16 protein-coding genes are annotated in these 13,569 nt (G+C 71.1%); 6 read left to right on the top strand and 10 right to left on the bottom strand.

Going from position 1 to position 13,569, the window contains the following annotated elements; translation table 11 throughout:
- Window positions 1-56: 56 nt before the first annotated feature.
- Window positions 57-881, top strand: a complete 825-nt coding sequence (locus CBQ26_RS03365; protein WP_088247173.1) for a transglutaminase family protein — start codon at window positions 57-59, stop codon at window positions 879-881.
- Window positions 882-948: 67 nt separating this feature from the next.
- Here the strand turns inward: CBQ26_RS03365 and CBQ26_RS03360 are convergent, their stop codons facing one another.
- Entirely contained in the window at window positions 949-1,551 is a 603-nt protein-coding gene (locus CBQ26_RS03360; RefSeq protein ID WP_088247172.1) for a YIP1 family protein, read from the bottom strand.
- A 117-nt stretch (window positions 1,552-1,668) separates the two neighbouring features.
- Here CBQ26_RS03360 and CBQ26_RS03355 point away from each other — a divergent pair, with 117 nt between their 5' ends.
- The gene (locus tag CBQ26_RS03355; protein ID WP_088247171.1) at window positions 1,669-2,499 is read left to right on the top strand and encodes an SDR family NAD(P)-dependent oxidoreductase; all 831 of its coding nucleotides are present in this window, start codon (window positions 1,669-1,671) and stop codon (window positions 2,497-2,499) included.
- A gap of 49 nt (window positions 2,500-2,548) precedes the next feature.
- Window positions 2,549-3,469, top strand: coding sequence for a GTPase Era (gene era, locus CBQ26_RS03350; RefSeq protein WP_088247170.1), 921 nt, complete (start codon window positions 2,549-2,551; stop codon window positions 3,467-3,469).
- 79 nt (window positions 3,470-3,548) lie between these two features.
- Here the strand turns inward: era and CBQ26_RS03345 are convergent, their stop codons facing one another.
- Genes CBQ26_RS03345 through CBQ26_RS03335 form a run of 3 tightly spaced genes read right to left on the bottom strand, consistent with a single transcriptional unit; the run spans window position 3,549 to window position 4,906 of the window.
- The gene (locus CBQ26_RS03345; RefSeq protein ID WP_088247169.1) at window positions 3,549-4,013 is read right to left on the bottom strand and encodes a Nudix hydrolase; all 465 of its coding nucleotides are present in this window, start codon (window positions 4,011-4,013) and stop codon (window positions 3,549-3,551) included.
- A complete protein-coding gene (locus tag CBQ26_RS03340; protein ID WP_088247168.1) occupies window positions 4,014-4,547 on the bottom strand; it encodes a YfiT family bacillithiol transferase in 534 nt (177 codons plus the stop codon).
- Window positions 4,544-4,906 carry a nucleotide pyrophosphohydrolase gene (locus CBQ26_RS03335; RefSeq protein WP_088247167.1) on the bottom strand — a complete coding sequence of 121 codons (363 nt, stop codon included), beginning with the start codon at window positions 4,904-4,906 and terminating at the stop codon, window positions 4,544-4,546. The genes CBQ26_RS03340 and CBQ26_RS03335 overlap by 4 nt, the downstream gene beginning before the upstream one ends.
- An 86-nt stretch (window positions 4,907-4,992) precedes the next feature.
- On the opposite strand from CBQ26_RS03335, the gene CBQ26_RS22775 reads away from it, so the two are divergent.
- On the top strand, window positions 4,993-5,916 hold the full coding sequence (locus CBQ26_RS22775) for a hypothetical protein (RefSeq protein WP_088247166.1): 924 nt from the start codon (window positions 4,993-4,995) through the stop codon (window positions 5,914-5,916).
- Between the two features lie 50 nt (window positions 5,917-5,966).
- Here the strand turns inward: CBQ26_RS22775 and CBQ26_RS03325 are convergent, their stop codons facing one another.
- Entirely contained in the window at window positions 5,967-6,458 is a 492-nt protein-coding gene (locus CBQ26_RS03325; RefSeq protein WP_088247165.1) for a DUF4384 domain-containing protein, read from the bottom strand.
- Window positions 6,459-6,582: 124 nt separating this feature from the next.
- Between CBQ26_RS03325 and ftsH the strand changes: the two genes are divergently transcribed.
- Window positions 6,583-8,586 (top strand): ATP-dependent zinc metalloprotease FtsH, encoded by a 2,004-nt coding sequence (gene ftsH / locus CBQ26_RS03320; protein ID WP_088247164.1) that lies wholly within the window; start codon window positions 6,583-6,585, stop codon window positions 8,584-8,586.
- Window positions 8,587-8,767: 181 nt separating this feature from the next.
- Here the strand turns inward: ftsH and CBQ26_RS03315 are convergent, their stop codons facing one another.
- From CBQ26_RS03315 to CBQ26_RS03300, 4 genes are all read right to left on the bottom strand, one after another.
- Window positions 8,768-9,961, bottom strand: a complete 1,194-nt coding sequence (locus CBQ26_RS03315; RefSeq protein ID WP_088247163.1) for a mechanosensitive ion channel family protein — start codon at window positions 9,959-9,961, stop codon at window positions 8,768-8,770.
- Window positions 9,962-10,095: 134 nt separating this feature from the next.
- Window positions 10,096-11,139 carry a phosphate acyltransferase PlsX gene (gene plsX / locus CBQ26_RS03310; RefSeq protein ID WP_088247162.1) on the bottom strand — a complete coding sequence of 348 codons (1,044 nt, stop codon included), beginning with the start codon at window positions 11,137-11,139 and terminating at the stop codon, window positions 10,096-10,098.
- Window positions 11,129-11,716, bottom strand: coding sequence for a LabA-like NYN domain-containing protein (locus tag CBQ26_RS03305; protein ID WP_088247161.1), 588 nt, complete (start codon window positions 11,714-11,716; stop codon window positions 11,129-11,131). Before CBQ26_RS03305 ends, plsX begins: the two co-directional genes overlap by 11 nt.
- A gap of 153 nt (window positions 11,717-11,869) precedes the next feature.
- On the bottom strand, window positions 11,870-12,256 hold the full coding sequence (locus CBQ26_RS03300; RefSeq protein ID WP_088247160.1) for a DUF309 domain-containing protein: 387 nt from the start codon (window positions 12,254-12,256) through the stop codon (window positions 11,870-11,872).
- A 199-nt stretch (window positions 12,257-12,455) separates the two neighbouring features.
- On the opposite strand from CBQ26_RS03300, the gene trxA reads away from it, so the two are divergent.
- Entirely contained in the window at window positions 12,456-12,803 is a 348-nt protein-coding gene (gene trxA / locus CBQ26_RS03295) for a thioredoxin (protein WP_088247159.1), read from the top strand.
- A 164-nt stretch (window positions 12,804-12,967) separates the two neighbouring features.
- Here trxA and CBQ26_RS03290 read toward each other — a convergent pair whose 3' ends face one another.
- The gene (locus CBQ26_RS03290; protein WP_088247158.1) at window positions 12,968-13,534 is read right to left on the bottom strand and encodes an RBBP9/YdeN family alpha/beta hydrolase; all 567 of its coding nucleotides are present in this window, start codon (window positions 13,532-13,534) and stop codon (window positions 12,968-12,970) included.
- Window positions 13,535-13,569: the final 35 nt, after the last annotated feature.

Genomic DNA, 13,569 nt, shown 5'->3' with positions numbered 1-13,569 from the left:
AGCGGCTCAGCGGGACCGGCCGGCGCCGCCCGGACCTGCGCGGGAGGACACGGCTGATGCGCTGCGAGATCCGGCACACCACCGAGTACCGGTACCCCAGGCCCGCCTGGGATTCGTTCAATCAGGTGCGGCTACACCCCAGCCAGGAGACGCGGCAGACGGTGCGGTCCTTCCACCTGCACGTCGCGCCGGACGCCGAGGTGACCTCGCACAAGGATTACTTCGGGGCGATCGTGCATCACGTGCATGTGCACGACCCGCACACGCACCTGCTGATCGAGGCGCAGGCGATCGTGGACACGCACCCGGTGCCGGACCCGGCGGCCGTGACGGTCGGAACGCTGGGGGCGCTGCGGGGGCAGCACACCGAGTTCCTGGTCGCCAGTCCGCGCGTGCCCGGCGGCGCGTGGCCGGAATTGTTCGGCGTGACCCGTCCGGCCGCCGGGGACGACCTGCCGTCGTTCCTGACGGACCTGAACTCGCAGCTGTACCGGCAGTTCACGTACGACACGCAGGCCACGACCGTCAGTACGCCGCTGGCGGAGTTCGCCACGCACCAGCGCGGCGTGTGTCAGGATTTCACGCACGCGATGCTGGGTGTCGCGCGGCAACTGGGCATTCCGGCGCGGTACGTGAGCGGCTACCTGTACAGCGGCGGCGAGATGGTCGGCGCGGAAGCCACGCACGCCTGGGTGGAGTGCTTCGTGCCGGGGTACGGCTGGCTGGGCCTGGACCCCACGAACAACTGCGTGGCGCGCGAGAAGCACGTGAAGATCGGTCACGGCCGCGAGTACAGCGACGTCTCCCCGGTGCGCGGCACGTACTACGGCGGCGGGCAGGGCCGCATGGACGTGGCGGTCCACGTCTACGGCGACCAGTAACGGCCGGCAGAAGGGGGGCGGGGCCGGTCGTTTCCGACACCGGCCCCGCCCCGTGGTCAGGTGCGGTTCAGCCGCCGGTGACGGCGCGGCCCACCGCGAAGAGGCCGCCCACGACGCCCGCCACGATCAGACCCACGACCGCCTGCGCGATCCACGCGAGGACCAGGGTCACGGCGGCCTGCGTCTGGTCGCGCAGGTTCATGCTGCTCTGCACGGCCAGGAACCCGAAGTACACCAGCACGAGGCTCAGGGCGAGGCTGACCAGCCACCCCAGGATCGGGATGATGCCGAGGAGGGTCATGACGATGCTGATGGGCACGTAGAACAGCGCGAAGGTGTACGCCACTTCCGGGTACGTGCCGGTGCCCTTGAACAGGGTGCGGCCGATCAGGTACACCGCGCCCGTGAACATCAGGAACCCCACGGGCACGCCGATCAGGCGGCTGAACAGCTGCCCGAAGAAGGTCACGTCAGTGTGCAGGAACGAGAACACGGCGGCAATCACGGCCGAGACGACGGCGGCCACCATCACGTACGTCAGGGCGCTGCGCAGGCCGCCTCCGCGCTCGTAGCGTTCGAAGGTGGCGGGGCTGGGCTGCGTGAGGACGGCGGTGCTCTGCGCGAACATGTTCTGCACGGTCGCTTCCGGTCCGGTGACGGGGTTTCTCATGCCCCAGAGTACGGGGGGCCGGTCAGGGAAGTTGCATTCCACTGACCCTCCGTTCACTTCACGGTGTCTTCATGCAGGGTCGATCCGCCGGGACGGCGTTGCAGCATGCTGTGAAGCATGACCCAGCCTCCGGCCCCGCCCGCCCTGAACATGCGTACCTCGACCGCCCTGATCACGGGGGCCAGCAGCGGCATCGGCGAGAGCCTCGCGCGGCAGCTCGCGGCGCACGGCGCGCACCTGATCCTGGTCGCCCGGACCGAGGACCGCCTGCACGCCCTGGCCGCCGAACTCGGCGCGCGTTACCGCGTACAGGTCCACGTCCTGCCCGCCGACCTGAACCGGCCCGGCGCGGCCGCCGAGCTGCACGCCGCCGTGCAGGCACGCGGCCTGAACGTGGACATCCTGGTGAACAACGCCGGGCTGGGCGGCTACGGCGAGTTCAGCACGCAGCCCTCCGACGAGATCGACCGCATGATCGCCGTGAACATCAGCGCCCTGACCGGCCTGACCCGCGCGTTCCTGCCGGACATGCTGGCGCGCGGGCGCGGGCGCGTGCTGAACGTCGCCAGTACCGCCGCGTTCCAGCCGGGGCCATTGATGGCCGTGTACTACGCCACCAAGGCGTACGTCCTGAGCTTCAGCGAGGCCGTCGCCGAGGAGGTCGCGGGCAGCGGCGTGTCCGTCACGGCGCTGTGCCCCGGCCCGGTCCAGACCGGATTCCAGGCGGTCAGTCGCCTGGGCGAGAGCGACCTGCTGAACGGCCCCGCCCGGCTGGTCATCCTGAGTGCCGACGAGGTCGCCCGTCAGGGCGTGCGCGGCCTGCTCGTGGGGCAGCGGGTGGTCGTGGCGGGCCGCCTGAACCGCGTGCAGACGCTGCTGCCCCGCCTGCTGCCGCGCGCGGTCGTGACCCGCCTGATCGGCCGCGTGCAGGCCCGCCGCACCCGCTGAACCCGCCCCGGCACCTTTGCGCGGCGCGCGGCATGAGAGAATGAACCCGATGACGGATTTTTCCTCCACCGGAGAGCAACAGACCCACTCGGGCTTCATTGCCATTATCGGCAAACCCAACGTGGGCAAGAGCACCCTGCTGAACAGCTTCCTGGGCACCAAGGTCGCCCCCACCAGCCCCCGCCCGCAGACCACCCGCCGGGGCGTGCGCGGCATCCACACCAGCGGTGAACGCCAGATCGTGTTCGTGGACACGCCCGGCATGCACAAGGCCAAGGACGCCCTGGGCAAGTACATGAACCACGAGGTCCACAGCGCCCTGGCCGACGTGGACGCCGTCGTGTGGGTCGTGGACCTGCGCCACCCGCCCACCGACGAGGACCAGCTGGTCGCCCGGCAGATCCGCGAACTGCCCAAACCCGTGTTCATGGTCGGCAACAAGACCGACGCCGCCAAGTACCCCGACGAGGCCATGAAGCTGTACCGCGCGCTGCTGGAGGGTCGCGAGCACGACACCAGCGAGACCATGCTGAGCGCCCAGAACAACCCGGCCGCCGTGGCAACCCTGCGCGAACAGCTGCTGGACGCCCTGCCGGAAAACCCCTTCTTCTTCCCGCAGGGCGCCGCCAGCGACCAGACCCGCGAGCAGTGGGCGGCCGAGATCATCCGCGAGGAAGCCATGAAGAAACTGCGCGACGAACTGCCGTACGCCGTCGCGACCCGCGTGAACTCCTGGACCGAGCGGCAGGACGGCCTGCAACGCATCGAGGGCGAGATCGTCGTCGAGAAGAACGCCCACAAGGGCATGGTCATCGGCGCGGGCGGCAAGCAGCTGCGCGAGATCGGTCAGGCTGCCCGCAAGCAGCTGGAAGTGTTCCTGAGCCGCAAGGTGTACCTAGGCCTGGAAGTCATCGTGATCAACAACTGGCGCGAAGACGAGGAAGCCCTGCGCGAACTCGGGTACGAGTAAGGGTCTACACGGGCACGGCCACCCGCCGGGGCGGAACGCAGATTGACGCGTTCCGCCCCGGCTCTGGCTGCCCTGGCGGTCAGCGTCCCCGTTCCCGCAGCGCGTCCTCGTAGAACAGTTTCGTGTGGTGCATGCGGATCAGGCGGGCGTCGTACAGGGCGTCGAATTCGGTTTTCGGCACGAACCGCACCTCGGTCACCTCGTCCGGCAGGGCGGGGCGGAAGGTGGAGTCCGGCAGGGCCTCGGCCAGCCACGCGTGCCGCAGGACGGGCACGCCGTCCGGGAAGTGACCCAGGTACGCGGCCAGGAATTTCAGCAGGCGCACCCGCACGCCCGCTTCCTCCCATGCCTCGCGCACGGCAGTGTCCTGGGGGTTCTCGCCGTCCTCGACGGTGCCGCTGGGGATGTGCCACAGACCGGCCTTCTGCCGCTGGCCCGGCACGCCGTTCTCACGGACCATCAGGAGGTCGCCGGCGGCGTTCAGGATGACCACGCCCGCCGCGCGGTGAGAGACGGGCGTGTGGAGTTCAGGGCCGAACTGCACCTACCAGCCGCTCCGTTCGCGCAGGGCGGTGATCTGGGCGGTGTGGTGCCGTCCGTGCCAGGCGTACATGGCGAGCAGGGTGTCCACGGTGTACGTGCGGCCCTGCGCGGGGTGCGTCCAGGGGCGGGTCCAGTCGGGACCGCCGGGTTCCAGCGAGGCGAGCAGCATGCCCAGGCGCGAGTGCAGGGCGTCCAGCAGGTTCAGGCTGACGTCGGGAACCAGTTCGTGGTCCGGGAGGGTCGCCCAGCGGTCCTCCTCGTACGGTTTGATGGTGGGGTTGTCCTCGGTCAGCGCGAGTTTCAGGCGGATGAAGGCGTTCATGTGGCTCTCGGCGACGTGGTGGACGACCTGCCGCACCGTCCAGCCGCCGTCGCGGTAGGGGGTGGACAGTTGCCCGTCGGTCAGGCCCTGCACGGCGTCGAACAGGTCGGCGGGCAGGGCGAACAGTTGCCCGAGGGCCTCGACGCGCTCGACGGGCGTGAGGGTCTGCGGGGTGGGCATCGGCCCGAGCGGGTAGCGGGGGTCGCCGGTCACGGGGTGACCTCGGTGTTGCCGGGCGCGCTGGGCTCGGCGGGTTCCTTGAGGGTCCAGCGGGTCGCGTCTCGTTTCTCGATCTTGGCCATCATGCGCTCGAAGCCGCGTTCCAGGTTCAGGCCGCGTTCGTTCGCCATGCAGATGGTCACGAACAGCAGGTCCGCGAGTTCCATTTCCAGGTCGCCGGGGTCCTCGCCGGGTTTGGGGGTCTTGCCGCTGGCGTGCGCGATGACGCGGGCGATCTCGCCGGTTTCCTCGGTCAGGCGGGCCAGCATCAGCAGCGGCGGAAAGTACCCTTCCCGGAACTGGCTGATGTAGGCGTCCACGCGGGCGCTGGCGTCCTCGAAGGTCAGGCTCATGCGGGTCAGCATACCGGCAATGGCCGGGGGGACCGTGCGCCAGCTGGCCGATGCGCGGGCCGCCCCGCCGGGCGCAGCATGGGGCCATGACCGCGCCGCGCCCGCTGCACCACCCCCGGCACCACCCGCTGCACAGTGCCGGGCCGCCCGTGTGGGACGTGACCCGCGCCGACGGCCTGGGGGCACTTCCGGCCAGTCCGGACGCGCTGGAGGTGTTCCTGCCGGAACTGCGCTCGGCGCTGGCGGGCGTGCTGGTCGCGGCGGGCGGCGCGGATCTGGTGTTCGTGGGCCGCTCGCCCGAGCCGCTGCGGGCGTACCTGGGGGGGCTGCTGTGGGGCGTGGGCGTGCCGTGGCGGGTGTCGGGCCTGAACGTGTCGCTGCTGCACGCCACGCTGAACGCCGGGCAGGTGCGGACGCTGCGGCCCCTGCTGGCCGGGGCGGGCCTGCACCCGCGTGAACTGGTGCGTTCAGGGCGCCGGGCGGCGCTGGTGGACGTGGTCGCCTCGGGCGGCACGTTCGCCGAGCTGCACCGGACGCTGCGCGAGTGGGCGCAGGAGGACGGTCTGGATGGGCGCTGCGTGACCCGGCGCGTGCGGCTGGTGGGCCTGCTGCGCGGCGGGTACGCGCGGCCCGCCGCGCAGCGCTGGAACGCACAGCCCGAATTGCGGGGCGTGCAGGCCCGCAGTGTCCTGACCGGCGCGGGCCTGTGGTTCTGGCTGGCCGAGAACGGAGAGAAGGTCGCGCCGCGCTTCCCGGCCGACGCCTGGGCTGTGCCCCCTGCCGGGCTGCCCGCGCGTGACCCGGAACGACTGGCGGCACTCGCGCAGGCCCGCACGCTGTTCCTGCTGGGGCAGCGGCGAGGCGAGCGGGAGGCCATGACGGCCGCCCTGAACGCCGCCGGGGGGCAGCGGGTGGCGGCGGTGCGCGCCCTGTGCGGTGCGTGGCGGGGTGCGGCCTCTCCCCTGCCGGGCCGGCCGCACCGGGGCCGCCTGCCCCGCCCGGCGGGCTGAACGGGCGAGGGGGGAACCCGGTCTGGATTCCCCCCTATCGCGGCGCGGCGTCAGCGGATGTACAGGTAGGTTTCCTGCACGTCGCGGTCGGCGGCGTCGTAGGGTTGCAGGTAGGCGTTGCTGGTGGCGTTCCAGCGGCCGTCGTCGTACGTGCCGCGCAGCACGAGGTCCGTGGTGGGGCGCACGCGGGTGAAGATGGCGCGCACGCGTTGCAGGCCGCGCGGTTCGGCCACGTTGTACGTCACGCCGTCCTGGGCGCGGGGGAAGGTGGTGGTGCCGGCCGGCACGTAGGCGTTGCGGACCAGGGTGCTGGTGTACCCGTTGCTCTGCAGGGCGATCAGCGTGACGTACCCGGCCGCGCGGGTGGTGACGCTCAGGCGCAGCGGCTCGCCGACGGCGTAGGTGCTGCCCTCGCCACGGTCCGGGCGGAGGCTGGTGATCAGGTTGCTGCCCGATCCCTGCAGGCCCAGGTTGGGGCGGACGGTGACGGTGCAGGCGCTGAGACCCAGGGCCAGCGTGCCGAGCAGAAGTGCAGTGCGCATGCGGTCAGCATACCCGCCGAGCCTGACGGAAACCTGAGCGCTCCACCCGCAGGGGTGACCGCCGGGGGAGCCAATGGTCAGCGCGGGTGCGTTCGCCCGGCGGGAAAGCGGCGTAGCATGGAGCATGAACCGCGTTCCGTCATTCCCGGCCGCCCCAGGCGTGGCGGCCCAACGTGCAGGGACCCGACGTGCAGTGGCCCGGTGGGTCGCCGCGCTGACCGTCGGTGCGCTGCTGCTGGGTGCCCTGTCGCCGGACGGGGCCGCCGCGGCGGTCACCCCGGCGGCGGTTACCCCAGCGGCGCTTCCCCCCGCGACCAGTGCGCCGACCGCCCCGTCGGACACCGCTCCGGCCCGGCCGCCGGGGGCCACGCCGGACGCGACGGGGGCCGGATACTCCAGCAACCGGTTCTTCGCGGACCTGAAGGCGGGGCGGGTGTCGCGGGTGGTGCTGTCCAGCGCGGGGCAGGCCAGCGTGACCTTCGTGGACGGCAGCCGCCCGCGTTCGCTGGTCGTCCCGGCCGACGGGGCGACCCTGGAACGCATCCGCGCGGCGCGGGTGCCGCTGCAGGTGACGCAGGCGGGGTCGTCGTTCGGGTGGCTGGTGCAGGTGCTGCCGCTGGTCCTGACGGCGCTGATCCTGGTGGTGCTGTGGCGCAGCATGCGCGGGCAGGGCAGTTCGGGCGGCGCGGCGGGGACGTTCGGGAAGTCGAAGGCGGCCGTGATCAGCGAGGGCCAGATCAAACTCAACTTCACTGACGTCGCCGGCTGCGACGAGGCCAAGCAGGACCTCCAGGAAGTCGTCGACTTCCTCCGCCACCCCGAGAAGTACCACCAGCTCGGCGCCCGCATCCCCCACGGCGTCTTACTGGTCGGCCCCCCGGGCAGCGGCAAGACCCTCCTGGCCAAGGCCGTCGCCGGTGAGGCCCGCGTTCCCTACTTCAGCATCTCCGGCAGCGACTTCGTGGAGATGTTCGTCGGTGTCGGCGCCGCGAGGGTCCGCGACCTGTTCGAACAGGCCCGCAAGGCCGCCCCCTGCATCGTCTTCATCGATGAGATCGACGCCGTCGGCCGCAAACGCGGCGTGAACATGCAGGGCGGCAACGACGAACGCGAACAGACCCTCAACCAGCTGCTCGTCGAGATGGACGGCTTCTCCAGCGGGCAGGAGGTCATCATCCTGGCCGCCACGAACCGCCCGGACGTGCTGGACGCCGCGCTGCTGCGCCCAGGGCGGTTTGACCGGCAGGTGGTGGTGGACGCGCCGGACGTGCGGGGCCGCGAGCAGATCCTGCGGATTCACGCGCGGAAGAAACCGCTGGACGCGTCGGTGGACCTGGGCGTGGTGGCGCGGCGGACGGCGGGGATGGTGGGAGCGGACCTGGAGAACCTGCTGAACGAGGCGGCGTTGCAGGCGGCGCGGTCGGGGCGGACGCGGATCGTGGGGCGGGATGTGGACGAGGCGCGGGACCGGGTGCTGATGGGACCGGAGCGGCGGTCGCTGGTGGTGCGGGAGGCGGACCGGAAGGTCACGGCGTACCACGAGGTCGGACACGCCCTCGCCGCCCAGCTCCTGCCGCACGCCAACCGCGTGGCGAAACTGACGGTCGTGCCGCGTGGCCGCGCCGCCGGGTTCATGATGCCGGACGCCGACGACCGCCTGCACGTCACCCGCCCCGCACTGGAGGACATGATCGCCGTGGCACTGGCGGGCCGCGCCGCCGAGGAGGTCGTGTTCGGCGAGGTGACGACCGGCGCGCAGAACGACTTCCAGCAGGCGACCGGCATCGCGCGGCGCATGGTGACCGAGTGGGGCATGGGCGAGCACACCGGCAAGGTCGCGCTGGCCAGCAGCGAGGGCGGTTTCCTGGGCGGCGGGTCGCAACTGCTGCCCATCAGCGAGGCGACCGCCGCGCAGGTGGACGCCGAGGTCCGCGCCCTGATGGACGCCGCGTACGCCCGCGCCATCGCCCTGATCGGCGAGCACCTGGGCCGCGTCCACGAGATCGTGACGGTCCTGATGACCCGCGAGACCCTCAGCGGCGAGGAATTCAGCGCCCTGCTCGACGGCCGGGAACTCGATCCGCTGCCGCCCGTCGCGCCGCCCGCCCCGGCCGGCCTGCCCGGCTGAGGACGACCCCAGCACGGCAGAGCAGCGCCCCCAACCGCAGAGGTCGGGGGCGCTGCTCATACGGACTCCGTCTGTTTCGCCGACAACCCGGCACTTCACCGCCCCTGCCGGCTCCACGTCCAGAGGGGTGCGCTGCTGCCACTCTGAGGAGCAGCTGCAGCCCATTCAATCGGAGTCCGTATCAGATCTCTTCTTCCTCGGGGTCGCGGCCCAGGCTGGGTTCGACCGGGGGGCGGCGGCGGTTCTGGGTGCTGGTGTCCTGCGCGGCGTTCGGCGCGGCGGCCTCGTCGCGGGTCAGGCGGATCTCGATGGGGTTCGCGCCGAAGTTCACGCTGCGCTGCGGGAAGGGAATCTCGATGCCGGCCTCGTCCATGGCGATCTTGATGCGGCGGTTGAATTCGCGGCCCAGCGCCCACTGGCTCTTGGGTTGCACCTTGTACAGGGCGCGCAGGGTCACGCCGTCCGGGGCGAGCTGCACGACGCCCTGCATCTCGGGCTCCTCCAGGAAGAAGTGGCGCCAGTCGGGCGATTCGTACAGCTCGGTACTGACCGCCTGCAATACCTTGAGGGCCTCGTCGACGTTGGCGTTGTACGTGACGTCCACGGCGGCGACCACGCGCGACCAGTCCTTGCTGCTCACGCTGACCGTCTGGATCTGGCCGTTCGGGACGATGTGCATGGTGCCGTCCAGGGCGCGCAGGGCGGTGACGCGCAGGTTCAGGCGTTCCACGCCGCCCGAGAGCTGCCCGGTGTTGATGGTGATCACGTCGCCCACCCCGTACTGGTCCTCGAGCAGGATGAAGAAGCCGTTGAAGACGTCCTTGATCAGGCTCTGCGCGCCGAAACCGACCGCGAGGCCCAGCACGGACACCCCGGCCAGCAGGCTGGTGGCGTTCAGGCCGATGGCCTGCAGGGCGGCGATGGCGCCGATGATGACCACCACGACCCGCAGGGTGCTTTCCACGACGCCCTTGAGGGTCTGCACGCGCACGCTGCGGCGGTTGAATTCCTGTTCCGCGACGATGCGGGCCGCCAGGGTGCTGATCAGGTTCCAGGCGATCAGGGCCATGGCGATCACCACGACCAGTTGCCCGGCGCTGTGCCGGAATCCCTGCGTGATGTCGCGGCCCAGCTCGAACAGCACCGGGACGCTGGGCAGGTACGCGACGAACGTGGCGACCGCCAGCCACGACACGCTGACGGTCAGCAGCCACGCCCACTTGAGGACCGGCGCGAGTCGGCGGTGGATGTGGGGGGTCAGCGCCTTGATCAGCAGCCGTCCGAAACGGTAGATGGCGTAGGCGAACACGGCTGTCAGGGCCAGTCCGATCCACACCTGCGGCTTGGTGATTTGGATACTCAGTTCATCCAGCATGCCCCCCACCTTACTCATGAGAACGTGAGGGGTGTGGGGGGACGGTTCAGCCCCCACCATCCGGCCGTCGCGGCGGGAAGGTGAGGGCTCTGCGGGGCTGCCCAGGCCCCACCGGGTGGGTCAGCCGGGCCGGGTCAGCGGGCCTGATCCTGGAAGGCGGCTTCCAGGCGGGGAATCAAGTTGGATTCGTGGGCGCGGGCGGCGCGCAGCAGCGCGTTCTTGACGGCGCGGGCGTCGGCGCTGCCGTGCCCGATGAACGCCAGTCCGCGCACGCCGATCAGCAGGCTCGCGCCGTAGGTGCTGGGGTCCATGCGGTCAGCCAGGCCGCGCAGCGCGCCGCGCACCAGCAGGCCGCCCAGCTTGGTCTTCAGGCTGCCGCTCAGGGCTTCCTTGACCCAGCCGAACAGGACCTTGGCTTCGCCCTCCGCGAGTTTCAGGACGACGTTCCCGGTGAAGCCGTCGGTGACGACGATGTCGGTGGTGTTGCGGAAGATGTCGCGGCCCTCCACGTTCCCGTGGAAGTTGATGCCCCGGCCGTGCTGCTCGCGCAGCAGGGCGTGCGCTTCGAGCACCAGGGCGCTGCCCTTGTGGTCTTCCTCGCCGATGGACAGCAGGCCCACGGTGGGGTTCTCGCGGTCCTCCACGACCCGCAGGTACACGCTGGCCAGCCGCGCCCACTGCGCGTAGTACGCGGCTTTCACGTCGGCGTTGGCGCCCACGTCCAGCAGCGTCGTGAAGCCCCCACGGGCCGGCAGGTGCGTGAGGATCGCGGGGCGTTCCACGCCGCCAATGCGGCCCAGGGTCAGCAGCGCGGACGCCATGGTCGCGCCGCTGTGGCCCATGCTGACGGCCGCCGACGCGCGCCCGTCCTTTACGAGGCGGGTGGCGACGTTGATGCTGGCCTGCGTGCGGCGCCGCACGTCGCTGGCGTGCTCGTCCATGCCGATCACGTCGGTCGCCTCGACCACCTCGATGGGCAGCGCGGCGCTCCCGGCGTGCTTCCCGAGTTCCGCGTGCAGTTTCACGCGGTCCCCGACCAGCAGCACGCTCACGCCGGCGCGGGCGGCCAGGACGGCCCCCTCGACGTTCGGCGGGGCGCCGTGGTCGCCGCCCATGGCGTCCAGCGCGACCGGCAGGACCCTGCGGTCCGCGGCCGCCACGGGGGGTTCAGCGGTCATCGGGTTCCTGCAGCGCCGCCGAGGTGTAGAACGGGCGGTGCTCGCCGCTGTTGCCGCGCGACTCGCTGGGCAGGCGGTAACCGGGACGCTCGACGTGCTCGCGGATGTCCTTGAAGTCCACGTACTCGTCGGCGGCGTTGCGCAGTTCGTAGCTGGTCATCTCGGCGATGCAGGCCACGACCACGCGCTTGCCACGGGCGCGCAGCACCTCGACCGGACGCTCGAAGTCGCCGTCGCCAGTCAGCAGCACGGCCGTGTCGTAGCGGTCGCTGGTGGACAGCAGGTCCGTGACGATCTCGATGTCCAGGCTGGCGCGGCGGTACGTGTCGCCGCCCTCGTCGGTCGCCTCGCGCAGCGGGCGGGTGCGGACCGTGTACCCCATGTACGTCAGGGCGTCCGTAAAGCGCTTCTGCTTGTCGTCGATGGGCGTGGGGACCGCCGTGTAGTAGAAGGCGTTGTGCAGCGCGCCGCCCGCCGAGAAGTGCTCCAGGATCTTGCGGTGGTCGAAGTTCCAGCCGAGTCGTTTGGCCGCTGCGTACACGTTCGCGCCGTCAATAAAAAGTGCAATGCGTTCCATCTGATGTCTCTCCTGTGCCGCCCGCCCAGGGGCGAGCCGCGTCACGCCCCCGGATGGGGAACGTCCGCCCGTCAGGATACCCGACGCCCGCGCAGCCCACCCAGCCCCCCGGCCCCCGCAGCAGCCTTCCCGGCCCGGACTGGCCGCCCGCACTCACGGGCCGGGCGGGACCGGGGCTATGGGGGTCGCCGGGGGGGCCGGTCGCAGGGTGGGTCGCCGGGCCGGGTCGCCCAACGCCTCCCAGACCTCCGCGCGCAGGCGGGCCAGATCCACGCCCCCGTATGCGGGCGGCAGGGTATCGAGGTACCGCGCCGCCTTGTGGTAGTTGCGGTGCGTGAGGCTCCCGTGATGCCAGCGCTTGTGCAGCGCCGCCGCCAGCAGGATCAGTGCCTGAAGGAACGCCCGGTCCGGCCCGGCGGCCCGCTGCCAGGGCTCCTCCCAGGCCTCGTGCGCCTCCCACCACTCGCCGCGCGCGAACAGGGCCGCGCCGCGCGCGAACGCCTGCGCGTCGCGGTCCGTCCAGTGGTCAGGGCCGTTCACCCACCCAGCCTAACGCGGCCCGGCGGGGGGTTGATACGGATTCCGTCTCTCTCTCACGCGCATCCGCCCGGGCCAGTGTGCGCAGCCCCTTCAACCGGAGTCGATATGAGAGCCGCGTCACAGCGGTTAAACGAGCGGTGAGCGTCTCCCCCATCCCACCCCCATCCTGACCATGCCCCCCGGGCGTATAGTGACGGACATGAAGCCTGTGGAACTCACGGACAGCAACTTTAACGACGAGATCGCCAGCGGCCTGACCCTGGTGGACTTCTGGGCCCCCTGGTGCGGACCGTGCCGCATCATCGCGCCTGTCATCGAGGAACTCGCCGGGCAGTACGAGGGCCGCGTCAAGATCGGCAAGGTCAACGTGGACGAGAACCCCGTCACGCAGGGCCAGTACCGCGTCATGAGCATCCCCACCCTGATCCTCTTCAAGGACGGCCAGCCCATCGAGGGAGTCGTCGGCGCCCAGCCCAAACGCGCCTTCGAGACGCTGCTCGACAAGCACAGCGCCCCGGTCGACAAGGCCGCCCAGCCCAGCGCCTGAACCCGACACACGACGCCGCCCCGATCGCATGACCGGGGCGGCGTTGCTGTAACGGGGTACGGGGCGTGGAGAGCGGTGGCGAGGCGGCTTTTCCCCACGCACCATGTTCCTCATGCGGACTGGGATGGAGGGGTCTTTGCAGCCCCTTGCCATCCGGGTGCGGATCACATCCGCACGATGTCCGGCGGGGTCCAGGCGTGCAGGGCCTCACTCAGCAGCACCTCTCCGTCGGGCCAGTCGCCGTGCCCGCTGGCGACGTTGATGTGCCCCGCCTCGCCGGCCGAGATGAACGCGGCGTCCCAGGCGTCCGCGAACGCCTGCGCCCGCTCGAAACTGGCGAAGGGATCGTTCTCGCTGGCGACCACCAGCGCCGGGAACGGCAGGGGCTGCATGGGGACGGGCGCCATGCCCGCTACCGTGGGGTACTCCTCGAACGCCCGGTCCGCGTCGGTCGGGCCGACCAGCACCGCGCCCCTGACCCGCTCGTGCCCGCCCGTCAGCGCCGCCCAGTGCACGATGTTCAGCACCCCGCACGAGTGCCCGACCAGCACCAGTTCGCCCGGCGTCGCCTCGATCACCTCCTGAAGCCGCTGCGACCACGCCGCCGGGGTCGGGCGGTCCGGGTCGTCCTGCTGCACGCGCGCTGCGCCGAACTTCTCGGTCCACAGGGACTGCCAGTGTTCCGGGCCGCTGTCCCCCAGGCCCGGCACGATCACGATGGTCGGTGTCATGCGTTCAGGCTAGCGCCTGGGTGATGGGTGATGGG

Origin of the sequence: Deinococcus indicus (assembly GCF_002198095.1) — a bacterium.
GTDB classification, from domain to species: Bacteria; Deinococcota; Deinococci; order Deinococcales; family Deinococcaceae; genus Deinococcus; species Deinococcus caeni.
Note: the sequence above shows the minus strand (reverse complement) of the source record. Positions and strands in the feature narration are given on the sequence as shown.